General features: G+C 47.9%; 26 protein-coding genes. 19 read left to right on the top strand and 7 right to left on the bottom strand.

Features of this window, described 5'->3' with window-relative positions:
* The first annotated feature begins 4 nt into the window (after positions 1-4).
* The 17 genes from rpsE (at position 5) to hscA (ending at position 12,215) form a co-directional block, all read left to right on the top strand.
* On the top strand, positions 5-523 hold the full coding sequence (gene rpsE, locus L1278_RS02395; RefSeq protein WP_188501556.1) for a 30S ribosomal protein S5: 519 nt from the start codon (positions 5-7) through the stop codon (positions 521-523).
* A 5-nt stretch (positions 524-528) separates the two neighbouring features.
* Positions 529-708, top strand: a complete 180-nt coding sequence (gene rpmD, locus L1278_RS02390; RefSeq protein ID WP_188501557.1) for a 50S ribosomal protein L30 — start codon at positions 529-531, stop codon at positions 706-708.
* A 1-nt stretch (position 709) separates the two neighbouring features.
* A complete protein-coding gene (rplO, locus tag L1278_RS02385; protein WP_116541558.1) occupies positions 710-1,156 on the top strand; it encodes a 50S ribosomal protein L15 in 447 nt (148 codons plus the stop codon).
* Between the two features lie 5 nt (positions 1,157-1,161).
* Complete coding sequence (secY, locus tag L1278_RS02380; RefSeq protein WP_188501558.1) at positions 1,162-2,478, top strand: preprotein translocase subunit SecY; 1,317 nt, start codon at positions 1,162-1,164, stop codon at positions 2,476-2,478.
* 3 nt (positions 2,479-2,481) lie between these two features.
* Positions 2,482-3,255 (top strand): type I methionyl aminopeptidase, encoded by a 774-nt coding sequence (gene map, locus L1278_RS02375; protein ID WP_253400891.1) that lies wholly within the window; start codon positions 2,482-2,484, stop codon positions 3,253-3,255.
* On the top strand, positions 3,256-3,474 hold the full coding sequence (gene infA / locus L1278_RS02370; protein ID WP_018476861.1) for a translation initiation factor IF-1: 219 nt from the start codon (positions 3,256-3,258) through the stop codon (positions 3,472-3,474).
* Positions 3,475-3,479: 5 nt separating this feature from the next.
* Positions 3,480-3,596, top strand: coding sequence for a 50S ribosomal protein L36 (gene rpmJ / locus L1278_RS02365; protein WP_045688470.1), 117 nt, complete (start codon positions 3,480-3,482; stop codon positions 3,594-3,596).
* Between the two features lie 9 nt (positions 3,597-3,605).
* On the top strand, positions 3,606-3,983 hold the full coding sequence (gene rpsM / locus L1278_RS02360; protein ID WP_076669293.1) for a 30S ribosomal protein S13: 378 nt from the start codon (positions 3,606-3,608) through the stop codon (positions 3,981-3,983).
* Between the two features lie 9 nt (positions 3,984-3,992).
* Positions 3,993-4,385: a 30S ribosomal protein S11 gene (rpsK, locus tag L1278_RS02355; protein ID WP_116541555.1), complete on the top strand. Its 393-nt coding sequence runs from the start codon at positions 3,993-3,995 to the stop codon at positions 4,383-4,385.
* A 22-nt stretch (positions 4,386-4,407) separates the two neighbouring features.
* Positions 4,408-5,013 (top strand): 30S ribosomal protein S4, encoded by a 606-nt coding sequence (gene rpsD / locus L1278_RS02350; RefSeq protein ID WP_076669294.1) that lies wholly within the window; start codon positions 4,408-4,410, stop codon positions 5,011-5,013.
* A gap of 37 nt (positions 5,014-5,050) precedes the next feature.
* Positions 5,051-6,040, top strand: coding sequence for a DNA-directed RNA polymerase subunit alpha (locus L1278_RS02345; RefSeq protein ID WP_253400890.1), 990 nt, complete (start codon positions 5,051-5,053; stop codon positions 6,038-6,040).
* A gap of 70 nt (positions 6,041-6,110) precedes the next feature.
* Entirely contained in the window at positions 6,111-6,620 is a 510-nt protein-coding gene (gene rplQ / locus L1278_RS02340) for a 50S ribosomal protein L17 (protein ID WP_253400889.1), read from the top strand.
* A 76-nt stretch (positions 6,621-6,696) separates the two neighbouring features.
* Positions 6,697-7,803, top strand: coding sequence for a glutamine-hydrolyzing carbamoyl-phosphate synthase small subunit (carA, locus tag L1278_RS02335; protein WP_253400888.1), 1,107 nt, complete (start codon positions 6,697-6,699; stop codon positions 7,801-7,803).
* A 20-nt stretch (positions 7,804-7,823) separates the two neighbouring features.
* Positions 7,824-9,101, top strand: a complete 1,278-nt coding sequence (gene eno, locus L1278_RS02330) for a phosphopyruvate hydratase (protein WP_253400887.1) — start codon at positions 7,824-7,826, stop codon at positions 9,099-9,101.
* 101 nt (positions 9,102-9,202) lie between these two features.
* Positions 9,203-9,502, top strand: a complete 300-nt coding sequence (locus L1278_RS02325; RefSeq protein ID WP_253400886.1) for a septum formation initiator family protein — start codon at positions 9,203-9,205, stop codon at positions 9,500-9,502.
* A 172-nt stretch (positions 9,503-9,674) separates the two neighbouring features.
* On the top strand, positions 9,675-10,241 hold the full coding sequence (locus tag L1278_RS02320; protein ID WP_253400885.1) for a helix-turn-helix domain-containing protein: 567 nt from the start codon (positions 9,675-9,677) through the stop codon (positions 10,239-10,241).
* Positions 10,242-10,352: 111 nt separating this feature from the next.
* A complete protein-coding gene (gene hscA / locus L1278_RS02315; protein ID WP_253400884.1) occupies positions 10,353-12,215 on the top strand; it encodes a Fe-S protein assembly chaperone HscA in 1,863 nt (620 codons plus the stop codon).
* Positions 12,216-12,297: 82 nt separating this feature from the next.
* On the opposite strand, the gene L1278_RS02310 is transcribed toward hscA, so the two are convergent.
* Together L1278_RS02310 and L1278_RS02305 are read right to left on the bottom strand one after the other, a co-directional pair.
* Positions 12,298-12,636: a hypothetical protein gene (locus L1278_RS02310; RefSeq protein ID WP_253400883.1), complete on the bottom strand. Its 339-nt coding sequence runs from the start codon at positions 12,634-12,636 to the stop codon at positions 12,298-12,300.
* A 2-nt stretch (positions 12,637-12,638) separates the two neighbouring features.
* Positions 12,639-13,706: an Ldh family oxidoreductase gene (locus L1278_RS02305; protein WP_253400882.1), complete on the bottom strand. Its 1,068-nt coding sequence runs from the start codon at positions 13,704-13,706 to the stop codon at positions 12,639-12,641.
* 188 nt (positions 13,707-13,894) lie between these two features.
* On the opposite strand from L1278_RS02305, the gene L1278_RS02300 reads away from it, so the two are divergent.
* Positions 13,895-16,282: a hypothetical protein gene (locus tag L1278_RS02300; protein WP_253400881.1), complete on the top strand. Its 2,388-nt coding sequence runs from the start codon at positions 13,895-13,897 to the stop codon at positions 16,280-16,282.
* A gap of 98 nt (positions 16,283-16,380) precedes the next feature.
* Here the strand turns inward: L1278_RS02300 and L1278_RS02295 are convergent, their stop codons facing one another.
* The 5 genes from L1278_RS02295 to L1278_RS02275 form a co-directional block, all read right to left on the bottom strand.
* Positions 16,381-17,142 (bottom strand): DUF5602 domain-containing protein, encoded by a 762-nt coding sequence (locus L1278_RS02295; RefSeq protein WP_253400880.1) that lies wholly within the window; start codon positions 17,140-17,142, stop codon positions 16,381-16,383.
* Positions 17,143-17,208: 66 nt separating this feature from the next.
* Positions 17,209-18,162, bottom strand: a complete 954-nt coding sequence (locus L1278_RS02290; protein WP_253400879.1) for a phosphatase — start codon at positions 18,160-18,162, stop codon at positions 17,209-17,211.
* A gap of 487 nt (positions 18,163-18,649) precedes the next feature.
* On the bottom strand, positions 18,650-19,657 hold the full coding sequence (locus L1278_RS02285; RefSeq protein ID WP_253400878.1) for an energy transducer TonB: 1,008 nt from the start codon (positions 19,655-19,657) through the stop codon (positions 18,650-18,652).
* 31 nt (positions 19,658-19,688) lie between these two features.
* Positions 19,689-20,765 carry a calcium:proton antiporter gene (locus tag L1278_RS02280; protein WP_253400877.1) on the bottom strand — a complete coding sequence of 359 codons (1,077 nt, stop codon included), beginning with the start codon at positions 20,763-20,765 and terminating at the stop codon, positions 19,689-19,691.
* 141 nt (positions 20,766-20,906) lie between these two features.
* Positions 20,907-21,800, bottom strand: coding sequence for a class I SAM-dependent methyltransferase (locus L1278_RS02275; protein ID WP_253400876.1), 894 nt, complete (start codon positions 21,798-21,800; stop codon positions 20,907-20,909).
* Between the two features lie 102 nt (positions 21,801-21,902).
* On the opposite strand from L1278_RS02275, the gene dapF reads away from it, so the two are divergent.
* Positions 21,903-22,688 (top strand): diaminopimelate epimerase, encoded by a 786-nt coding sequence (gene dapF, locus L1278_RS02270; protein ID WP_253400875.1) that lies wholly within the window; start codon positions 21,903-21,905, stop codon positions 22,686-22,688.

The following is a 22,688-nucleotide window of genomic DNA, read 5'->3' as shown; positions in this document are numbered from 1 at the left end:
AATTATGTTGAAAAATAATGTTCGTAGTGTAAAGGCTAGCGAGATCGAACTCAAAGAAAGAGTAGTAGCGATCAATCGTGTGGCCAAAGTTGTAAAAGGTGGTAGAAGATTTAGCTTCGCTGCCATCGTCGTAGTAGGTGATGGTAACGGTGTAGTTGGATATGGCCTTGGTAAAGCAAATGAAGTAACTGACGCTATTGCGAAAGGTATTGATGATGCCAAGAAGAACCTGGTTAAGGTTCCTCTTTACCATCACACTGTACCGCATGCAATGGAAGGTAAGTATTCAGGTGGTTTCGTGCTTGTGAAGCCTGCAGCTCCTGGTACAGGTGTAATTGCCGGTGGTGCAATGCGTGCCGTACTTGAAAGTGCTGGTATAAAAGACGTACTTTGCAAGTCTAAAGGTTCTTCTAACCCACACAACGTGGTAAAAGCAACTTTTGACGCTTTGGCTAAGATGCGTGACCCTTTGGCCGTAGCACAGCAGCGTGGTGTTAATTTGCAGAAAGTATTTAACGGTTAATTGAGATGGCTAAAGTAACAATCACACAAGTTAAAAGCATTATTGACAGACCGAAAGACCAGAAGCTAACAATTCAAGCTTTAGGTCTTGGTAAGATCAATAAATCAGTAACTGTTGAAAAAACGCCTCAGATTGCTGGTATGATTAACAAGGTTCACAATTTAGTAGAAGTAAAGGACATTTAATATGTATTTGAATTCATTAAAACCTGCAGAAGGGTCTGTTAAGACTAGAAAGAGAATAGGCAGAGGAACTGGCTCAGGTAGAGGTGGAACTTCTACCAGAGGACACAAAGGTGCCAAGTCTCGTTCAGGCTACTCGCAGAAGTCTGGCTTTGAAGGTGGTCAGATGCCACTTCAGAGACGTGTTCCAAAATTTGGTTTCAAAAACTTCAATAGAGTAGAGTATAAAGGAATTAATTTAGATGTTCTGGAGTCATTGGCTGCGGATACTAATGAAAAAGTTTTTAACTTTGATTTCTTCAAGGCACACGGTTTAGTGTCCAAGAATGACAAAGTTAAGATCTTAGGTAGAGGAGAGATTTCTAAAGCTGTAGAAGTACACGCTCATGCTTTTTCTCAGACTGCCATTTCATCCATCGAAAAAGCAGGCGGTAAAACAGTAGCCCTTTAATTTTTATGAAGAAGTTTATAACAACAATTAAGAACATTTTTGCTATTGATGATCTAAGAGTACGCATACTCAATACCTTAGGTTTTATAGCTATTTTTAGATTAGGTTCTTATGTTGTTCTTCCTGGTATAGATCCTAACCAGCTCAAGTCCAACACAGAGGGTATATTCGGGCTGTTGGATACGTTCTTAGGTGGAGCATTTAGCAATGCTTCCATCTTTGCGTTGGGTATCATGCCATATATATCAGCTTCTATCGTATTACAGCTGCTTACTATAGCCGTTCCTTATTTCCAGAAAATGCAGAAGGAGGGTGAGTCTGGTAGAAAGAAAATAAACCAAATCACCCGAGTTCTTACTATTATCATTACGCTTGCGCAGGCGGTCGGCTTTGTGGCTACCATTAACAGCGAGGCAATTATTGTTAACACTACACTGTTTACCATAAGTTCGATGATTGTCTTAACGTCAGGCACCATATTCTGTATGTGGCTTGGTGAAAAGATAACGGATAAAGGTATAGGCAACGGTATTTCAATGCTTATCATGATAGGCATTATCTCTCGTTTCCCTGGCGCTATTGTGGCAGAGGCATTGTCTAAAGAGTTGAATGGCGCTTTGCTATTTATCTTTGAGCTGATCGTTCTCTTCTTCGTTGTAATGTCTGTTGTTATGTTGACCCAGGCTATTAGAAGAATTCCTGTACAGTATGCTAAGCAAGTTGGTGGCAGTTCACTTTACAGTGGTCAGCGTCAATTCATTCCACTGAAAGTTAATGCTGCAGGTGTTATGCCGATTATTTTCGCTCAATCACTTATGTTCCTGCCTTCTATGATTGCTTCAATCTGGGCTGACTCAAATGAAACAGCGAGTTACATCGGTGCTACATTCTCTGACTTTACATCATGGCAGTACAATGTGGTGTTTGGTCTAATGATTCTAATTTTCACTTACTTCTACACAGCGATCACAGTTAATCCCAATCAGATTGCTGATGATTTGAAGCGTAGCGGTGGCTTTGTGCCAGGTGTGAAGCCGGGCCGTGCAACCTCTGAGTATATTGATAATATACTTACTAAGATTACGCTTCCAGGTGCTATCTATCTGGCACTTGTGGCAATCTTTCCTGCTATCGCTATGCTATTTGGAGTGACAAGAGAATTCGCCCAGTTCTATGGTGGTACTTCACTTATCATCATGGTGGGTGTAGTGCTTGACACGCTACAGCAAATTGAAAGTTATTTATTAATGCGTCATTATGATGGCATGATGAAATCTGGAAAGCTAAGAGGCAGAACAGAAAATATTGCCATGGTATCCTAATAAATGGTTTTTTACAAGACTGAAGAAGAAATAGAGCTAATTCGCCAGAGTGCTTTAATATTAAGTAAAGCACATGGCGAAATAGCTCTTCTTATAAAAGAGGGGGTATCCACCCTTACACTGGATAAAAGAGCTGAAGAGTTCATGAAAGATCATGGTGCTGTCCCATCTTTTAAAAACTATAATGGGTTTCCTTTTAGCCTTTGTATCTCGGTAAATTCTACTGTAGTGCATGGGATGCCAGGGAATTACGTTTTGAACGATGGGGATATAATTTCTGTTGACGGTGGTGTCTATCTAAATGGATTCCATAGTGACTCTGCCTATACCCATGCTGTTGGGAATGTCTCGGAAGAGGTAGCACAATTACTGGAAGTTACGAAAGAGTCCTTGTACAAGGGAATCGAAAAGGCAGTTGTCGGTAACCGACTTGGTGATATTAGCCATGCAATCCAGACACATGCCGAAGCTTCTAAATATGGAGTTGTGCGTGAGTTGGTAGGACACGGAATTGGCCGCAACCTGCATGAATCTCCTGAAGTGCCTAATTACGGAAAACGTGGTCAGGGAATGAAGCTTCAAAACGGTTTGGTACTTGCGATTGAGCCTATGGTAAATCTCGGTACCAGGTATATTATTCAGGAAGAGGATGGATGGACAATCCGCACTCGTGATAATAAACCTTCTGCTCATTTTGAGCATACAGTAGTCGTAAGAAATAACAAAGCAGAAGTATTAACAACTTTTGAATACATAGATAAAGCTAAACAACAATAAATGGCGAAGCAGTCCTCTATCGAGCAAGACGGTACTATCATCGAAGCATTATCAAATGCAATGTTCCGGGTAGAGTTAGAAAATGGACATCAGGTAGTGGCGCATATCTCAGGTAAAATGAGAATGAATTATATCAAGATCCTGCCAGGTGACCGCGTTAAGTTGGAGATGTCACCCTATGATTTAACTAAAGGAAGAATTGTTTATCGTTATAAATAACTACAATGAAAGTCAAAGCATCAGTAAAAAAGAGAAGTGTTGACTGTAAGATTATCCGTCGCAAGGGTAAGCTATACGTTATCAACAAAAAGAATCCAAGATATAAACAAAGACAAGGATAATTATTAATTATGGCAAGAATAGCAGGAGTTGATATTCCGGACAACAAAAGAGGAGAGATCTCTTTGACTTACATTTTTGGTATAGGTCGTAATCTCTCTGTGCAAATCCTAAACAAAGCCGGGGTGGATCTTGACAAAAAGGTGAAAGACTGGACCGAAGATGAAGCTAATGAGATCAGAAATATCATTGCAGCTGAAATCAAAACCGAAGGTGTTCTGAGATCAGAAGTGCAATTGCATATTAAGCGTCTTCTTGATATTGGCTGCTACCGTGGTTTGAGACACCGTAAAGGTCTACCTGTACGAGGTCAGCGCACGAAGAATAACTCGCGCACAAGAAAAGGTAAGCGCAAGACAGTAGCAAACAAGAAGAAAGCTTCTAAATAATTTTTGATCATGGCTCAGAAAAGAAAAGACAAAGCTAAGAAGCGTGTTGTAATTGTTGAATCAACAGGCCAGGTACACATCAAAGCTTCTTTCAACAATATCATTATCTCAGTAACCAATAACGCAGGACAAGTTATCTCTTGGGCTTCTGCTGGTAAAATGGGTTTTAAAGGTTCTAAAAAGAACACTCCTTACGCTGCACAAATGGCAGCTTCAGATTGCGCTAAGGTTGCTTATGACCTGGGAATGCGTAAAGCTGAGGTTTTCGTTAAAGGTCCTGGTGCAGGTAGAGAGTCCGCCATCCGTACTGTACAGAATACTGGCATCGAAGTAACAACTATCAAAGATGTTACGCCACTTCCTCACAACGGATGTCGTCCTCCTAAACGCAGAAGAGTTTAATTAGTAATTCAGATTAAATACAATGGCAAGATATACTGGTCCTAAAAGCAAAATCTCCAGAAAGTTTAACGAGGAGATTTTCGGCCCAAGCAAAGCATTAAAAAAGAAAAGCTATCCTCCTGGACAGCACGGCCGTGGCCGTCGTAAGAAGCAGTCCGAATACGCGCTTCAGCTTACAGAAAAGCAGAAAGCCAAGTTCATTTATGGCATGCTTGAAAAGCAGTTCGCAAATCTGTTTGAGAAAGCTGCCAGAAAAGGTGGTGTAACTGGTGAGCAATTCCTGACCCTTCTGGAGTCTAGACTTGACAACACAGTTTATAGACTTGGTATTGCTCCAACAAGAAGAGCTGCTCGTCAGCTTGTATTGCACAAGCACATCACTGTAAACGGTGAGATTGTAAACATACCTTCATATAGCTTAAAAGTTGGTGATACGGTAGCTGTTAGAGAGAAATCTAAATCTCTAGAAGCAATTACTACTAGCCTGAGCGTTCGCAATGCGCGTGCTTTCAGTTGGTTAGAGTGGGATGGAGCTGAGATGGTTGGTAAATTTGTGTCTGCGCCACAGCGTGACCAGATCCCTGAGAAAATTCAGGAGCAGCTGATCGTCGAGTTCTATTCTAAGTAAGCCGCTTAATCAAATTTTAACCTTTAACACTGCAAGTATGTCAATATTAGCATTTCAAATGCCAGAGAAAGTTGTGATGGAAAAAGCCGACGACTTTCATGGTTTATTTGAATTCAAGCCGCTTGAAAAAGGTTACGGAGTAACCATCGGTAATGCTCTGCGAAGAATTTTGCTTTCTTCTTTGGAAGGATTCGCAATTACTAGCGTTCGCATACCTGGTGTACTGCATGAGTTCTCGTCTGTTGAAGGCGTAGTGGAGGATGTATCTGATATTATCCTCAACCTGAAAATGGTTCGCTTTAAGAAAATAAGCGAAGTTATCGATGACAAAGTTACCGTTACCATCTCAGGTCAGGATAAGTTTGTAGCTGGCGACATAAGTAAGTTTTCTACAAGCTTTGAGGTGTTAAACCCAGAGTTGGTAATCTGCAACCTGGATAAGAACATGACACTGGAAGTTGAGTTGACTATTCAGAAAGGACGTGGCTACGTTCCTGCTGAAGAGAACAAGCCGGTTGACCAGGTGTTCGGTCTTATCCCGATCGATGCCATCTTTACGCCTATCAAGAATGTAAAGTTCAGTGTAGAGAATACACGCGTTGAGCAGAAGACTGACTATGAAAAGCTAGTGCTTGACATACAGACTGATGGTTCTATTCATCCGGAAGATGCCCTGAAAGGTGCTGCAAATATTTTGATCCAGCACTTCATGCTCTTCTCTGACAACACCATGACCTTCGAAACAGCTAAGCCTGAAGAAGAAGAAGCTGTGGATGAGGAACTGCTGCACATGCGCAAAGTACTGAAGACTTCGCTTCAGGATATGGATCTTTCAGTTAGAGCTTACAACTGTCTTAAGGCCGCCGACATCAAAACGCTTGGTGACCTGGTACAGCTTGACATCTCTGACATGATGAAGTTCCGTAACTTTGGTAAGAAGTCTTTGACTGAGCTTGAGAACCTCGTGCAAGAGAAGGGCCTGACTTTTGGCATGGACCTTTCTAAGTATAAATTAGAAGAAGATTAATCAATCTACGGCATAATTCCCGATCCCCGGGTGGGTTGATCGACGGTATGCACGTGCACAATTCAAAATAATGAGACACGGTAAAAAAGTAAATCACTTAGGAAGAACCGCTTCGCACCGCAAAGCAATGCTGTCAAACATGGCGGCTTCGCTTATCCTGCACAAGCGTCTTTCTACTACAGTAGCCAAGGCAAAAGCACTACGCAAGTATGTTGAGCCCCTACTGACTAAAGCTAAAAACGACACAACTCACTCCAGAAGAACTGTTTTCGCATACCTGCAAGACAAAGAATCTGTGAAAGAGCTGTTTGACGAAGTATCTGTAAAGATCGCGAACAGACCTGGTGGTTATACACGTATCCTGAAGACTGGCTACAGACTTGGTGACAATGCAGAAATGTGCGTGATCGAGCTTGTTGACTACAACGAGGATATGCTGACTACAACTGGTACTGCCGGTGCTAAGAAAACTCGTCGTCGTTCTTCTTCTAAGAAAAAAGGCGCGGAGTCTACTGAGGCTTCAACTCCTGCAACTCCAGAAGCAGAGGGCACTAAAGAAGAAACAAAAGATGCTGAATAAGCTTCATTTGTGAAATATTCTAAAGGGACATGACATAAGTCGTGTCCCTTTTTTATTTTTGTATTAAATTTTCAAGATGAAGAAACACACGACGTCCGAAGCTATTCTTTTATTACAAGATGGTACCGTATTTACAGGCAAAAGCCTGGGGCGTATTGGTACCAAAGGTGGTGAGTTATGCTTTAACACAGGTATGACGGGCTACCAGGAAATCTTTACAGATCCGTCTTACTACGGTCAGTTAGTTGTCACTACATTTTCTCACATAGGCAATTATGGTGTACTGTCCGATGAGGTTGAATCGGATAAAGTACAGATCAACGGCCTTGTTTGTAAGGAGTTTTCTCACTTTTTTTCGCGTAAGCAAGCAGAAGGTTCTCTGCAGGATTATTTCGAAAAGGCAGGCGTAGTTGGTATTTGCGAAATTGACACCCGCGCGCTGGTGCGCCATATTCGCGATAAAGGCGCTATGAACGCCATCATCTCCTCCGAAACGGCTGATGTTTCTGAATTAAAGCGTAAACTTGCCGAGGTACCGTCTATGGACGGGCTGGAGCTTTCCTCTCACGTGAGTACGGAGGAGGTATACCACATGAAACCTGAGGAGGTAAAGTACAAAGTAGCCGTGCTGGACCTTGGTGTGAAGCGAAATAGTTTGAATAACCTGGTGGCTCGTGGCTGCGAAGTGAAGGTGTTCCCGTACGATACGCCATTTGAAGAAATGGAGGAATGGGGCCCGGATGGATACTTCATTTCGAATGGCCCTGGCGACCCTGCCGTGATGACAACGCCCATCAACAGCGTAAAGCAGATACTGGAGAAGAGCAGACCGATGTTCGGTATTTGCATGGGACATCAGATGCTGGCGCAGGCCAATGGTATTGCCACTTACAAAATGCACAATGGCCACAGAGGCCTGAATCATCCGGTTAAAAACCTGATCACCGGACTGAGTGAGATCACTTCGCAGAACCACGGCTTTGTGGTGGACGCTGAGCAACTGAAGAACCACCCGGACGTAGAAGTGACGCATATCAACCTGAACGATAACACAGTGGAAGGTATACGCATGAAGTCAAAGCCGGCGTTCTCAGTGCAGTATCACCCGGAGTCTTCTCCCGGTCCGCACGATTCCGTATACCTGTTCGACGATTTTATCGCCCTGTTAGAGCAAAACAAGTAAAACTATATAAAAACAAACCGATGAGCTTAATTACAGATATTAAAGCCCGCCAGATCTTTGATTCAAGAGGCAACCCGACAGTAGAAGTTGATGTGTTTACAGAGAATGGCGTGCTAGGCCGTGCTGCTGTGCCTTCCGGCGCTTCTACGGGTGTGCACGAGGCGGTAGAACTTCGCGATGGTGACAAAGGCAGATACATGGGTAAAGGTGTACTACAAGCCGTTCAGAATGTAAACGAGAAAATAGCTGAAGAGCTTGTCGGATTTCCGGTTTTTGAGCAGAACCTGCTCGACAAGATCATGATTGAGCTGGATGGCACGGAGAACAAAGGTAACCTGGGCGCTAATGCCATACTAGGCGTTTCGCTGGCGATTGCTCGTGCAGCTGCACAGGAACTTGGTATGCCGTTGTACCGCTACGTAGGTGGTGTCAATGCCAACACGTTGCCTGTGCCGATGATGAATATCCTGAACGGTGGTAGCCATGCAGACAATGCCATCGACTTCCAGGAGTTTATGATTATGCCGGTTGGTGCGCCTTCATTCTCTGAAGCGTTGCGTATGGGCTCTGAAGTGTTCCATCACCTGAAAAATGTACTCAAGAAGAAAGGTCTTTCTACGAACGTAGGTGACGAGGGCGGCTTTGCTCCGAATATTGCGTCTAACGTAGAGGCGATCGAGGTAGTACTGCAGGCAATCGAAGCAGCTGGTTATAAGCCAGGCGATGACATGATGATTGCCATGGATGCGGCCAGCTCCGAATTCTACGACAAATCTACTGGCCTGTATACCTTCAAGAAGTCAACCGGCGACAAGCTGACCTCTTCTGAAATGGTGAGCTACTGGAAAGAGTGGACGGAGAAGTACCCGATCGCTTCGATTGAAGATGGTATGGACGAAGATGACTGGAAAGGCTGGAAAGAGTTGACTGAAACAATCGGCAGCAAAGTACAACTAGTGGGCGACGACTTGTTTGTTACGAACGTGAAACGCCTACAGCAAGGTATAGACCAGGGCGTAGCCAACTCTATCCTGATCAAAGTAAACCAGATCGGTACGCTGACGGAGACGATCAACGCGATTAACCTGGGCCTGCGCCACGGGTATAAGAGCGTCATGTCGCACCGCTCAGGTGAAACGGAAGATAACACGATTGCTGACCTGGCAGTGGCCCTTAACACAGGCCAGATCAAGACAGGCTCGGCTTCTCGCTCTGACCGTATGGCCAAGTACAACCAGCTGCTCCGTATTGAGGAGGAGCTCGGAGAAGTGGCTTATTATCCTGGAAAGAAGTTCTAACGAACATCCCGAAAATATTTTAGGCATAAGGCTGTGGGTTTATGACTCACAGCCTTATTTTTGTGTAAAGCCCTCAGTGTAATATCTATAGTATTCTATATATGCTAAACCGTATACCTAAGTTTGTCCGCAGTTTCTATTTTATAACAGGTATGCTGTTTTTGGTGTGGATGTTATTTTTCGACTCCAACGATTTTATCACACAGTACCGCATGAGTAGGGAGCTGCACAATAAAGAGAAAGACAAGGAGTACTACCTCGAGAAAATGGCCGAGGTGCAGCAGGATCGCGAGGAACTGATGGGCAACCCGGAACTTCTCGAGAAATTTGCGAGAGAGAAATACCTGATGAAGCGCCCAAGTGAGGACGTGTTTATCGTTGTGCCGAAGAAAGAGAAGTAAGGTATAGGACCATCGATGGATGTGCAGAAAGCTGTTTTGACGAACAGCTTTCTGCATTTATAGCCTCAAAGAGCGCAAAAGTCATTAATGTCATAGGAATGACGTAGAAATACCGCAAGCCTGGATGGCACTTTTACTGTAGTATTGAGAAACAAACCTAAAAAACTACACTATGAATGAGTTAGGAAACAGAATTCTCGAAATACGAAAGCGAAAAGGACTAAGTCAGGAGGAGCTATCCGAGATGGCAGGTATAAGCCTGCGGACTTTGCAGCGTATAGAAAAAGGAGAAACAGAACCGCGCGGCTATACCTTGAAATCCATTTGCCAGGCACTAAACGTAGACGTGGAGGAGGTATACGATTATGGCAAGGAGCCTGACAAAAGTGTGCTGCTGCTGATGCACCTATCCGTGCTTTCGTATCTGCTGATGCCGCTTGGCAATCTCGTTTTCCCGCTCATCATCTGGATTACGCAGAAAAAGAAAGTGCTCCATGTGTACGAGCAGGGCATCAGCCTGTTGAATTTTCAGATCACCTGGTCTCTAGTCACCTATCCTTTGGTGATGCTTTTCGCCTGGATGAAGATCATGCACTACCCAGGTTCGTGGTATGTGTTTGCCGCCTATCTGGTACTATACTTCCTCAATGCGCTCTACGTCATTAGAGTCTGCTGGCGGGTGAGCAAAGACGCAACTCACGATCCATACCCTGTTTCGTTTACTATATTGAAGGCATAAGTCCGGGTATCAGGTATAAAGCGCCGACATCCCGACACCTCCCCTGATTTTTTCGTAACTTTGCGTATAGTGCTGCCCAGGTATAGGGCGGCCTCACTAACGTATACAAACATGGCAAAAGTTGCGATAAACCTTTCTACAGGAGCCCTTCAGCAGGAAGAGGTGATTGTGGGTATAGATCTTGGGACTACCAACAGCCTGGTAGCCTACATACATCCCGAAACTAAAAAACCAGTAGCTATCAATGACCTTGGTCGTGGTACCATTGTGCCGTCCATTGTGCATTTCACGCAGAGCGGCGAGACGATTGTGGGCACGGAGGCGAAGGACTACCTGACCACCGACCCCGCCAACACCATTTACTCCGTGAAGCGCCTGCTGGGCAAATCTTACAAAGACCTCGGTGAGCACACAGACTATTTTGGCTACAAGATCATCGATGACGACAGCGAAGGTCTTGTAAAAATCAGAGTAGGAGATAAGTTTTTTTCACCGATCGAGCTGTCGGCGGAAATACTGAAAGAGCTGCGTGAGCGGGCCGAGCATGCCCTGAAAACGCCGGTGAACAGAGCGGTAATCACGGTGCCGGCTTATTTCAACGACTCCCAGCGCCAGGCTACCCGCGATGCCGGCAAGCTGGCCGGACTGGAAGTGCTGCGCATCGTAAACGAGCCAACGGCGGCCTCGCTTGCTTATGGTATAGGTATAGACCCTTCTGAAGAAAAGACGATTGCCGTATACGACCTGGGCGGTGGGACATTTGATATCTCTATCCTAAGTCTGCATCAAGGTATATTTGAGGTGCTCTCCACGCACGGCGACACCTACCTGGGCGGTGACGACATGGACCGGGCCATTATCAACTACTGGATTCAGGAAAACCAGCTCGTTGCAGATACCATCAACGAAGACAAAAAATTACAGCAGGTACTGCGCCTGAAAGCTGAAGATGCTAAAAAGGCGCTCAGTCAGCAGCAGATCTATACCAGCAGGGTGAACGACACGATAGAGTGCGGCATTACGCGTCACAAGTTCGAGGAGCTAATTGCCCCGATCGTGGCCAAGACCATTGAAAGCTGCCGACAGGCAATGGGTGATGCCAAACTGAAGCCGGAACAGATTGATGCCGTGATTATGGTGGGTGGCTCTACACGTGTGCCGTTGGTATACGAGACGGTATCGGAGTTTTTCGGTAAGCCTGCCAACATTTCCCTTAACCCCGATGAAGTAGTGTCCCTGGGTGCGGCCATACAGGCCGATATCCTATCAGGTAACCGCAAAGACATCCTTTTGCTGGATGTGACGCCGCTTACGCTAGGCATCGAAACCATGGGCGGACTGATGGACTCGATCATCCCGCGCAACTCCAAGATCCCCACCAAAGCCGGCCGTCAGTACACGACTTCGATCGACGGGCAGGTTAACATGAAAATATCCGTTTACCAGGGCGAGCGTGATTTAGTGCAAGAGAACCGCAAATTGGCCGAGTTCGACCTGAAAGGTATACCTGCCATGCCGGCAGGATTTCCAAAAGTGGATGTGAACTTTATTCTGAACGCCGACGGCATCCTGAAAGTAAAGGCGATTGAACTGCGCTCTGGTGTGCGGCAGGAGGTAGAAGTGAAGCCACAATACGGTTTGACGGACTCGCAGGTAGAGCAGATGCTGATGGACTCCATCACGCACGCCCGCGAAGACGTGTCGGCACGTATGGTGATTGAGGCACGCACTACAGCCGAGCAGATGCTGTACCAGGTAGAGCGCTTCCTGGAGAAGAACGGCCAGCACCTGACAGAAGACGAAGTAAACCTAACGCGTGATAATTTGCAGAAGCTGCGCGATGTGCTGCCAAGCGGCGACAAAGACCAGATCCTGAAAGCGGTGGATAATCTGGAAGAGCAGACCAGCCCGTTTGCTGAGCGCGTGATGCAAATCTCCATCAAGCAGGCCATGGCTGGCAAGAAAATCGAGTAGGCTATACCTACTGCTTATACCTAAAATAAGAAGAGCTGACTATCACGGTCAGCTCTTCTTATTTTAGGTATGGCGAAAACTCTTATCGACTAAGCGAAATCAGCGCGTCGAGTAAGGTATAGTTCAGGTATAGCAGCGTTAAGGCCACGATCACCCCGACCAGCACACTGGCATAAGGCTCGTCTTGTTCGCGTACGCCTTTAACACCCCAATATACATAGGCGACCAAGGCTAAAACGCCGTAAAGCAGCATGAGCACAGGTATAGCAATCAGCACCGACTTCGGAACAAGACTCCAGAAATAATTGAATCCGAGCCAGGCCACATTCAGGGTCCAAGCCACGACCAGCATCAGGATGCTGCGCCGCGTGGAGCCCAGGCCCAGGACCCGGAACAGGGCTATACCTTTGTCGGTTGCCATACCTAGAATTTCACACCCAGTTTTTTGCCTAACTCTGCCAGGTCTTTCTCAACGGGTGGCAACAATGGTATGCCTTTCTGCAAGCGTATGGCAGTCATGATGCGCTCCGGATCGCCAGGTATAAGCACGGCTTCTTCACCGCTCTTTACATCCGCCTTACGAAATGATGTGATCCAGTTGTCCATGTGCTGCTTGAACTCGTCGGCCGGACGGAAAGCGTCGATGCGCATCGCCCCGAGGAAGTGGCCTATCCCTTTGCCCACTGGGTCTATTGGCGGCGCCAGGAAGCTCACAAAAGGCGGCACCCACGGACCGTAATTTGCTCCGGATAGCACTGCAGAGAATATATCGACGATAGCGCCCAGAGCATAACCCTTGTGACTGCCATGAGTCAGGTCGCTGCCTAGTGGTAGGAGCGAACCACCTTGCTTTAGTTCGTCTGCATTGTCGGTGTCCTCGCCTTGAGCCGTTTGTATCCAGCCGAGTGGCGCTTTTTCGTTTTTGCGCTGCAGAATTTCCAGCTTGCCGTTCGCTGCAGAAGCAGTAGCAAAGTCTGCCACGAAAGGAGGCTGTTCTTTGGCAGGCACCGCCACCGCAATCGGGTTGGTGCCCAGCATGCGCTTCGTCGAGTGGGTGGGTGCCACCAGCGGACTGGCGTTCGTCATGGCCATCCCGATCATGTCGTGCTGCAGGGCCTGCATGGCGTGGTAGCCCGCTATACCGAAGTGGTTTGAGTTCCGAACCGACACCCAACCTGTACCTACGTTCTCTGCTTTTTGCATGGCAATGTCCATGGCGCGTGGCGCTACTACCAGGCCAAGTCCGCCGTCGCCGTCTACTGTGGCAGTGCTGGGCGTTTCGTGCACAATGGAGATGGTAGGCTTCGGGTTGATGCGACCGGCTTCCCAAAGGCGAACATAGCCACTCAGTCGGGCCACGCCATGGGAATCAATGCCGCGCAGGTCAGCTTCCAGCAATACCTGGGTGGCTAGTTGAGCGTCTTCCAGCGGGCAGCCGATGTTCAGAAAAATCTCGCGGGTGAAGTCAAAGAGGTGTCGGTATGGGTACATAGTAATCGGATTAGGGTCGCAAATTAAAAAAATATCAGGCCAATGCCTCGCAATTCCTAAAGCGATTGTCCTTCACACAAATTATGGGGCTGATTACCATTTATATACCCTTTTTTCTATACTTTCGGAGTTTGGTAGAAAAGTGGAATAGATTTTGACTTGGCCAAAGCAGGCAAAACGATACGATTATGAAAAGAGCACTACTTCTGATTTGGCTACTCACAGCGGCCGTTGCAGTGCAGGCACAGAGCCAGCTTGTGTTTAACGAAGCCATACCTGTTTCTTTCCTGATAAAGCAGGAAGCGGCTGGCAGCAGCAGTCAGGTAAACAGCAACAAGCTGATCCAGCTGCTAACTGAAGGCGGCTCGACTACCAGCAAAACCGGCGGACGCCCCAGCCGCAAGCCTGAGTTTGTAGTGCGCCTGGAGCAGCATTCCCGCATTGCCAGGGCCGGCGATCAGTTGCAGATCAAAGTGCAGCTGCAGCAGATAGGAGTGAACGGCGATGTGCATTACCGTGGTTTCGACCTGGGCAACGTGCTGTTGCCCGAGCAGGCCAAAATGACGATACGGTTGCTCAACAGCCAGCAGAAGGAAGTGAAACGCTACAGCCTGCCTATCCTGAACCTGAAGCCAAACGGCATCGTGGCGCTGGAGATTTCTGTGCCGGACACCGCCAACAGCCAGGGCTATACCTTAAAAGTAGAGAGTTTGGACTTGGTGTATACTCAGGTCGATGTGCAGGAACTGGAAGGACAGATCAACCTGATCAAAGACTATTATGCTGCCGACGCCACGTTGAACAAAATGCTGCAGGATGTTGTACTGATCAAGCATGACGATGTAGACCGCATTAAACAGGAGGACAAGCGCCTGCGCGATATGGAGGAAATGCTGGACAAACTGCAGGACAAGCGCTTCTCTGACAAGCTGAGCCTGAACCAGTACGACCCGCAGCGCTATACCTCCAAATCAAACCAACTGAACCAGTTAATGAAAGAGCGTCGCAAAGCCGTGAACCATACCCTGGCTACGCTCGACCAGCAGTTTTACAACCGGGGCATCAGCCTGATGGCCCGCAACAACCTGGCCGCTGCCAGCACTTACTTTGTGAAATCGCTGGAAGTGAACCCACGCTTTGCGCCAGCGCACCTGCAACTGGCCCGCCTGGACTTTATGAGCGGCAACCTGCAGGGAGCGGCCGGCCGTACCCGCGATATCCTCACACAAATGCGCGTAGATCCTGAAACCCAGCAGATGGCTTTGGGGCTGGCGCACGACATCTACAGTTCGTTCATGGCCGAAGGCCACGCTCACAACGGTCGCGGCGACTACCGCAGTGCCGTAGCCGCCTACGCCGATGCCCGCGCCCTGTGCAGCACCCTGGGCGGACTGCGTTGTAACATGCCCGCCCTGAACGACGGCGAAGGCCGCGCCGTGTACGGCTACTACCGCAGCATGGTGGAGGAGGGCAAGCGCTTTCTGAGCAGAGGCGACCTGGCACAGGCCGACCAGTTGGCCAATGAAGCCTATACCTTCCAGCGCCAATACGACTACCTGCTGCGCGACGCACCCGAGGCAGCCGAACTGCAGGGACAGGTGAAATACCAGTACTATGTGCAGCACATCGACAAAGGTCGTCAGGCCATGAAGTCGAAAGACTACCGTTATGCGCTGGAGCAGTTCGAGTCGGCCTTGGCTCTGGAGCAGGGCTATACCTTTCAGCCTGTGCGTGAGCTTGGTAACTTGTTGCAACAAGCCGCCAAACCCGTGTTGCTGATTCAATTGGCGGAGGGCTATACCCTGGCCATGAACAACCGGTTGAGCGATGCCAGAGCAGTAGCCACTTCGGCCGAGAACATGCGCAGCCGTTACGCCCTGGAGCGCGACACCGAGGTGCAGGGCAAGTACATTGAGCTTCGCGACCGTATCTTCACACAGGAGTGTCGGAATGTGCAGGCCGACTATGACCGCCACTACCAGAATGCGCAGGCGCTTGTACGCGAGAAGAAGTTCATTGCCGCTGATCAGGCCTACCAGGCGGCTCTACATGCGGCGGAAACAAAAGTCACCTGCACCATCGCTACGTTCACGGCAGAAGACGGCCGTGCCACCATTGCCGATGCTACTGCCTATCAAAGTATGTTGGAAGAAGCAAACCGTATGGTAGCGACAGGTCGGTACACGGATGCGATACAACGCTACAACACAGCCGAACAACACTACCTGAGCAAGAAAGTTGCTCGTTTTGGATTGGATCATATTTCGCTTTACAATTTTGCCCGTGAGCAAAGCAAACTGGCTTTCACGGCTTCTGTGGTAGATCATTTCACCAGCATCCACCAGGAGAAAGCCGCTCTGCAACTCCTGACCAATCTGCTCAACCATGGCTATGCGAAAGGCAAAACCAAGAAGGTGCAGCAGCAGCTAGGTATACAGTTGGCGATACAAGACGTGAGCAGCGGCCGGACTGAAGCGGCCAAGGTGCTGGCAGCCGGCTATACCCAGGGCGATAAAAAGCTGAAACACCTGGGCAAGGCCTACGAGAAAGAGCGTAAGAAACTGGCGAAAGGCTAAGTTCCTGACACACTCGGGTGGATAGCCGAAAAACACCATCAGCAACAAAAAGCCTGCTTGTACAGCAGGCTTTTTGTTTCCAGAGAAGGTATAGCGTCTTATTTCAGTTGCATGTTATCGAGCCGGATTACATACTCTTTCTTGTCTGCATTGTATCGGAAGCCGTAGCGGGTAGGGTAGTAGAGGCCTTTTTGCTGAAACTCTTCCGGCTGCTTCAACTCAAAAGTTTCATCGGGCTTCGACTGCAGGTACGCTACCGTATACATCGGTTCAAAAAATATGACACGGCCATCATAAGAGCCGTAGATCATGGTCTGGGTAAACTTCTGGCCGCTGAGCTCAGGGCTATGCCGGTCTACCCAGTGCTTTCCCATTTGCGGCACGTTTACCTGCACATCAATATAGTCCGCTGGCAGATAGCGCGGTGCCGGTACCATCATCAGTTTAGGGTCACTTCCTTCGTCTCCGATTGCCTTGCGCTCTTCCGACGAGATCATGTAGAAATGGGCGTCGAAGTGAGGCAGTTCATACAAGGCAGGCGGGTGCCCCATTGGGTTCCAGTCCATCACGATGTGTTTGAAGGGCGTCTGTTGCATGATCTCTTCCGGAAGCTCCATTTCGTAGTAGATCATGTGCCCCTGTCCTTCGGAGTTGTCCTGTTGAGGGAGCGTGCTAACAGCCTGTTCCGAGATGCTTACACCAACAGCAGCTGGCTTGCCGGCTTCGTCAAAAGTGGCCCAGCTGTAAGCAGTACCTTCTCCTACTTTTATGCTTTTGCCATGTACCGTCTGGTTAGCTAAAGGTGAAGTTTCATCGTCATGGTCGTCGCAACTGGAGAGCAGCATGACCAGTGGAAGCATCAAGCTGATTTTAAGTAATTGTTTAAAAGGCATTTGAGTAATTGTAAGCTAAGATGTGTTGTTGTTTTATGCGTTGTTAAAACCCTCTTCCTGTAGTGCCTTTTGCAGTACCCCTTCTTTTAGAGCATAAGCCGACACCCGGATTTCCTTCAGGTTATAGGTCTCAAGCACGAAGTCGACCAGTATGCTTGCCAGCACGATCATATCCACCCGCATCTCCAGCATGCCAGGTATAGCCAGGCGCTCGTCGTGTGTTTTGTGCAGCAGTTCCTGGTATATTTTGTAGAAGTCCGAGATTTGCAAAGAGGCAGCGGCAGGCTGAGAAAGCTGTCGGCTGTTATCGCCGTGGCTCAGGGCATCGATGTCGCAGAGGGTGTCGAACGTGCCGGATGCGCCTACCAGCCGGACGGGCTTATACCTTGCTACAGCATCGGTGAGTGGCTGTAGTTGCACCGCCAGGAATTGCTTTTCAGCTGCGACCTCTGCATCAGGTATAGGATCGGCGCTGAAGAATTTGTCCATCAGGCGCTGGGCACCTACCTCGAAGCTTTGCTTCCAGAAAATCTCCTGATTGTTGCAGATAATAAACTCCACACTGCCCCCGCCAATGTCCATGATCAGCGAGGTCTGTTCGTCCAGCACACCAGCCGAGCGCACGCCGTGGTAGATCAGCTCTGCTTCGCGTTCCCCGTCAATGATCTCTACCTGAATGTCGGTTTGCTTGTAAATGTCTTTGATAAAGTCCTCCCCGTTGCTAGCATTGCGCACCATGCTCGTGGCCATGGCCTGCACCGTCTCCACGTCGTATTCGTCGATTTGCTTCCGAAAATCTTTAAGTGTTTTCAAAGCCCGCTCGTAAGCCTCCGGCGCAATAGCCCCCTTGCTGATGCCGCCCTGGCCCAGTCGAACCGGCAGCTTGGTTTTCACGAAATCCGTGCGGTTACCGTTTTCGTCTACCTCTGTGATGAGGAGATGAAAGGTATTGGTGCCCATGTCGATGAGTGCGAGGCGTTTGGTCATAAGGGAGAGGTTAAAACGTATTACATGGTATCAAAAGTGGCGAAGATTGCCCCAATCAGAAACAAGAGAATATAAAAAGCTATTGCAGCAGATATAAGCGCAAATACCTGAAAGAACAGGTATACGAATACTTTCTGTATTGCCGGGTAATTAGTATAACTCAAATTATAAAAAGGGGTTTTGGTGGCGTAAATGTGAGACCAGATAAAAACTGCCAATGCGCCTAAGGATGCCCCAACAAGGCTGGTCAGTATACCTATCGATAATCCTCCATTTAATAGAATCATATTAATTTACTCGATTTCGATGTTAAGTTCATGCTGAAAAATGGGCATGGTAAAGTATATAAAGCTTGTGTCTTATTAGCAGTTTCCATTTTTATTCTTGATTGAGTTTTTTGCTTAAGGCCATGAAAATTCAGGCTTAGTACTCTTTGTGTTGCATGGGAATGTGTAAGGCTAAGATCCCGCACCTATAGCAAAAAATATTACCCAATCCTGAAATTAACAGGTATGCTCAATATGGATTCATATGGTTTACCATCGAGTAGAGCGGGGACTAATTTAGGCGCTACTAATTCGATGACCCTAATAGCCTCGGCATCTAAAGTTGGGCTCAACGGCTTTAAGATTTTTACATCTTTCAGCTGGCCTTTTTCATCCATTGCAAAACTGACAATAACCTGACCTTGAATTTTGGCTCGCTGGTCCTGAGCCGGATATCTTATATTCTTGCCAACGTCCTGCATAAACGCGGCCATACCGCCAGGATAAGCTATATCGCGCTGCACTAGCTCAATACCTTTCACCGGGTAGAGCTCAAAAAACTGATGCAACTGCTTAATTGCAGTAGTGTCCAGTTCAAAGTTTTCGATAGCTACGTAATCAAAGGCAGGGCGGGCATCAAATCTATAACTCATCTCATAGCTCCTGTTCTGGCTGTGTATAAAACCTTTTCGCTTTAAAAAGGAGCCTGCTTTATAGGATTCTTCATACAAGACAATCTTCTGCTCGTTGTCAAATACCCATTTCCCATCCCGCTTGCTATCCTTCATCTGGCCATGCATCAGTCCGGTTGCCCAAGTCTGCCGGATAACACCTCGATCTAAGTAAGTATAAGGCATGGAAAAGGTACCTGTACCATTTTTCACTTGCCTTTGGCCATCAGCATCTGTCCACTCACGAATATCGAATTCATTGTCATTAAACTCAATTGCCGATTCCAACTGACCACTGCGATAGGTTTTAAACAATCCGGCCTTGATTCCATTGACATAAGTACCTTCCGCAATCAGATTTCCTTCGCTGTCATAGTCCTGGAACGGTCCGTTAAATTGCAGCTGACCCATGTCCATAACAGCTTCTCTTTTGATAGCGGCCTTATCCTGGGTGGTCAGCTGATTGTACTCATTAAAATAAAGAGTAACGTTTGCTTGGCCAAAGGCGCAGGAATAAGCCAGAAGTATGGCAAAAAAGGTGATATAAAGGTGTTTCATAACTCAGTTATTATGGAAATGCTAATTCAGATCAAGGATAAATCATCAAAAACACGAAGGCGAACAGGTTGACAAGCAGCACCACCCCGTACACAATATTCGTCTTACCCCCGCTCAGCGACAGCATCACCGTGAACACGGACAGGCCTAGTAGGATAATGGACTTGATGTCGAGCCCCAGGATGATGGGAATATCGTAGTAAATGCAGACTGCCGCCACGCTTGGTATCGTTAGGCCAATACTTGCCAGGGCCGAGCCGAGCGACAGGTTGATACTGGTCTGTAGTCTGTTTTTTCTGGCGGCGTTGATGGCGGCTATACCTTCCGGCAGCAGAATGATGCCTGCAATCACAATACCTACCAGTGTTTTGGGAAGGCTGTAGCTCGTGATGATGCTCTCGATGGTAGGCGACAGCGTTTTTGCCAACAGTACGACAATGCCCAGGCAGACAATCAGGAACAGCAGGCTGATTATAAACACCCTGTTACTGATGATGATCGGCACCGCTTTTTCTTCATCTTCATCCTTCCCAACCGTCAGGAAATATTGGCGGTATCTTCTGGTTTGCGCAAACAAAAAGCATCCGTAAATAACCAGGCAGGCACCAGAGGCAAAAACGAGTTGGGGTGTAGAGTAGTAAGCTCCGGAAACGCTTTCCGTGAAAGTAGGGAACACAAGTGTGAAAACGACAATGGAGATAAGCGAAACCAGGGCAATGGTAACGGAAGGTTTGGAAAAGTCCTGTTCGTAATGCTTCAAACTTCCAATCAGCAGGCAAAGCCCGACTATGCCGTTGAGAATAAGCATGGTAGCGGCATACACGGTGTCTCTGGCAAGCGAAACAGCTGCCTGTCCTTCTGTCATCATCAGCGAGACAATGATCGAAACCTCAATAACTGTGATGGATATAGCCAGAATGATCGTGCCGTAAGGTTCGCCAACTCTTTCAGCAATTACTTCAGAATGATGCACTGCTGCCATCACACTAAAAACAAGTAGTAAACTAGCTACAATCTGAAATATACCACTGTCGCTGATAAGTCCGGAAAAGAAAAGTACCCAGGCCAGCACCGGGATGACAGTCGTCCACTGTAACAATGATCTCATTGTATATATAAGGGTATAAGTGTGATTTAAAAGTTTTTCAACTTGTATGGTAGCACCACCTCGGAGCTAGCGCTACTAATTGTTTTTAGTAGGCTTAGCAGAAAACAAAAGCGCCAGGAAAAGTCTGTATCTGCAGTATTCCTAATTCTCCGCGGAGCTAAACCGGAAGAAAGTGCCCAGGGGCAGTTTGCGCTCGCCTCGGTCGTGCAGGTATATCTCGCCAAGTTCTTCATGCTTGATTTGCTCCCCAAACGTCAAACGCATCAGGTTGTCCAGAATCAAAGCGGAGAAACCAAGTGAATACAGATTTATCACCAGGAAGTAGTCGGTTTTGTCGAGCATCTGGTGGCATAGTTTGATGAGTTCGTTCAGCTCGTTTTCCAGTTGCCACTTTTCACCGTTCGGACCACGGCCATAGGCGGGCGGGTCCAGTATGATGCCGTTGTAGGTGTTGCCGCGCTTCACCTCCCGGCGGGCGTACTTCATGGCGTCTTCCACGATCCAACGCACATTGTCCAGGCCGCTTGCCTCCATGTTGTCGCGGGCCCAGAAATTCACCTGCTTCACCGAATCGAGGTGGGTTACGTCAGCGCCGGCGGCTTTGGCGGCCAAGGTGGCGGCACCGGTATACGCAAACATGTTGAGCACCTTCGGCGTTTTAGTCTTCAACGAGCGGGTCTTGTTGTAGATGAACTTCCAGTTGCTATCCTGCTCCGGGAACAGGCCTACGTGCTTGAACGAGGATAAACCCAGACGGAAGCGCAACTTCAGATCCTGATACTGGTAATTGATGAACCACTGCTCGGGCATTCCTTTTTTAAGTTTCCACTGGCCTTTGTCCTGGCTGCCTTTGTCGCGGGTGAACTCGGCATTGGCCATGCGCTGCCACTCTGACTCGGGAAGGTGCTTGTCCCAGATAGCCTGCGGCTCGGGGCGTGCCACGTAATACTGTCCGAAGCGCTCCAGCTTTTCGAAATTTCCGGAGTCAACGAGTTCGTAGTCAGCCCAGTTTTCTGTTGTTAAAAAGGAATACATATATTTGCTGTTTATAATCGGCGCACGCCGGGGGACGGCAATTTACGAATTTAATGCCGCGTCTGAAAGTGCACGTATCAGCTGTTTTAAATGTTTTAAAGTATGCCACTAAGCTTTTATAAATACCAGGGTACGGGCAATGACTTCGTGATGGTTGATAACCGGAAGATGAACTTCCCGGCAGAGGACGAACAGATGATAAAGCATTTGTGTGACCGCCGGACCGGCATCGGCGCTGATGGACTGATTCTGTTGCAGGACCACGACGAATACGACTTCGAGATGGTATACTTTAACGCAGACGGTCGCCTGGGTTCTATGTGTGGAAACGGAGCCCGCTGCACAGTGCGTTTTGCCAAGCAACTTGGTGTAATCGAGGATGTGGCTTATTTTCTGGCAGCCGACGGCGAGCACCAGGCCACCATTGAGCGTGAAGAGATCCAGCTGAAAATGGGCGATGTGACCGGTGTGGAGCGTATTGGAGAAGACTTCTATCTGAATACCGGCTCGCCTCACTATGTGCGCTTTGTAGACAATGTGCGTGACCTGGATGTATATGCCGAGGGCCGCGCCGTGCGCTACAACGACCGCTTCGAAGCCAAAGGGACCAATGTGAATTTTGTGGAACGCCTTTCTGAAGACACCATTTACGTGCGTACTTACGAGCGCGGCGTGGAAGATGAAACCCTGTCGTGCGGAACCGGCGTGACGGCCTGCGCCCTGGTGGCAGGTATGCGCGGTATGGAAAGCCCGGTGCGCGTGAAAACCCCGGGAGGCAACCTGCAGGTGAGCTTTGAACAGCATGGCGACGGCTTCCGGTACGTATACCTGACGGGTCCTGCCAAACTGGTGTTTACAGGCACATTCCCACTTCCAGAGAAGGTATAG

Origin of the sequence: Pontibacter sp. HSC-36F09 (assembly GCF_024171605.1) — a bacterium.
Classification (GTDB): Bacteria; Bacteroidota; Bacteroidia; order Cytophagales; family Hymenobacteraceae; genus Pontibacter.
This window is presented reverse-complemented; position numbering and strand designations above follow the sequence as displayed.

Bases quoted from the DNA above. Each gene is read 5' to 3' on its own strand.
- hscA (WP_253400884.1), top strand. From the start codon at position 10,353: ATGGCAAAAGTTGCGATAAACCTTTCTACAGGAGCCCTTCAGCAGGAA.
- infA (WP_018476861.1), top strand. From the start codon at position 3,256: ATGGCGAAGCAGTCCTCTATCGAGCAAGACGGTACTATCATCGAAGCA.
- map (WP_253400891.1), top strand. From the start codon at position 2,482: ATGGTTTTTTACAAGACTGAAGAAGAAATAGAGCTAATTCGCCAGAGT.
- rplO (WP_116541558.1), top strand. From the start codon at position 710: ATGTATTTGAATTCATTAAAACCTGCAGAAGGGTCTGTTAAGACTAGA.
- L1278_RS02305 (WP_253400882.1), bottom strand. From the start codon at position 13,706: ATGTACCCATACCGACACCTCTTTGACTTCACCCGCGAGATTTTTCTG.
- L1278_RS02285 (WP_253400878.1), bottom strand. From the start codon at position 19,657: ATGAAACACCTTTATATCACCTTTTTTGCCATACTTCTGGCTTATTCC.
- rpsE (WP_188501556.1), top strand. From the start codon at position 5: ATGTTGAAAAATAATGTTCGTAGTGTAAAGGCTAGCGAGATCGAACTC.
- eno (WP_253400887.1), top strand. From the start codon at position 7,824: ATGAGCTTAATTACAGATATTAAAGCCCGCCAGATCTTTGATTCAAGA.
- rpsM (WP_076669293.1), top strand. From the start codon at position 3,606: ATGGCAAGAATAGCAGGAGTTGATATTCCGGACAACAAAAGAGGAGAG.
- L1278_RS02290 (WP_253400879.1), bottom strand. From the start codon at position 18,162: ATGACCAAACGCCTCGCACTCATCGACATGGGCACCAATACCTTTCAT.
- dapF (WP_253400875.1), top strand. From the start codon at position 21,903: ATGCCACTAAGCTTTTATAAATACCAGGGTACGGGCAATGACTTCGTG.
- L1278_RS02295 (WP_253400880.1), bottom strand. From the start codon at position 17,142: ATGCTTCCACTGGTCATGCTGCTCTCCAGTTGCGACGACCATGACGAT.
- L1278_RS02300 (WP_253400881.1), top strand. From the start codon at position 13,895: ATGAAAAGAGCACTACTTCTGATTTGGCTACTCACAGCGGCCGTTGCA.
- L1278_RS02280 (WP_253400877.1), bottom strand. From the start codon at position 20,765: ATGAGATCATTGTTACAGTGGACGACTGTCATCCCGGTGCTGGCCTGG.
- L1278_RS02310 (WP_253400883.1), bottom strand. From the start codon at position 12,636: ATGGCAACCGACAAAGGTATAGCCCTGTTCCGGGTCCTGGGCCTGGGC.
- L1278_RS02275 (WP_253400876.1), bottom strand. From the start codon at position 21,800: ATGTATTCCTTTTTAACAACAGAAAACTGGGCTGACTACGAACTCGTT.
- L1278_RS02320 (WP_253400885.1), top strand. From the start codon at position 9,675: ATGAATGAGTTAGGAAACAGAATTCTCGAAATACGAAAGCGAAAAGGA.
- rpsK (WP_116541555.1), top strand. From the start codon at position 3,993: ATGGCTCAGAAAAGAAAAGACAAAGCTAAGAAGCGTGTTGTAATTGTT.
- rpmD (WP_188501557.1), top strand. From the start codon at position 529: ATGGCTAAAGTAACAATCACACAAGTTAAAAGCATTATTGACAGACCG.
- carA (WP_253400888.1), top strand. From the start codon at position 6,697: ATGAAGAAACACACGACGTCCGAAGCTATTCTTTTATTACAAGATGGT.
- L1278_RS02325 (WP_253400886.1), top strand. From the start codon at position 9,203: ATGCTAAACCGTATACCTAAGTTTGTCCGCAGTTTCTATTTTATAACA.
- rpmJ (WP_045688470.1), top strand. From the start codon at position 3,480: ATGAAAGTCAAAGCATCAGTAAAAAAGAGAAGTGTTGACTGTAAGATT.
- secY (WP_188501558.1), top strand. From the start codon at position 1,162: ATGAAGAAGTTTATAACAACAATTAAGAACATTTTTGCTATTGATGAT.
- rpsD (WP_076669294.1), top strand. From the start codon at position 4,408: ATGGCAAGATATACTGGTCCTAAAAGCAAAATCTCCAGAAAGTTTAAC.
- L1278_RS02345 (WP_253400890.1), top strand. From the start codon at position 5,051: ATGTCAATATTAGCATTTCAAATGCCAGAGAAAGTTGTGATGGAAAAA.
- rplQ (WP_253400889.1), top strand. From the start codon at position 6,111: ATGAGACACGGTAAAAAAGTAAATCACTTAGGAAGAACCGCTTCGCAC.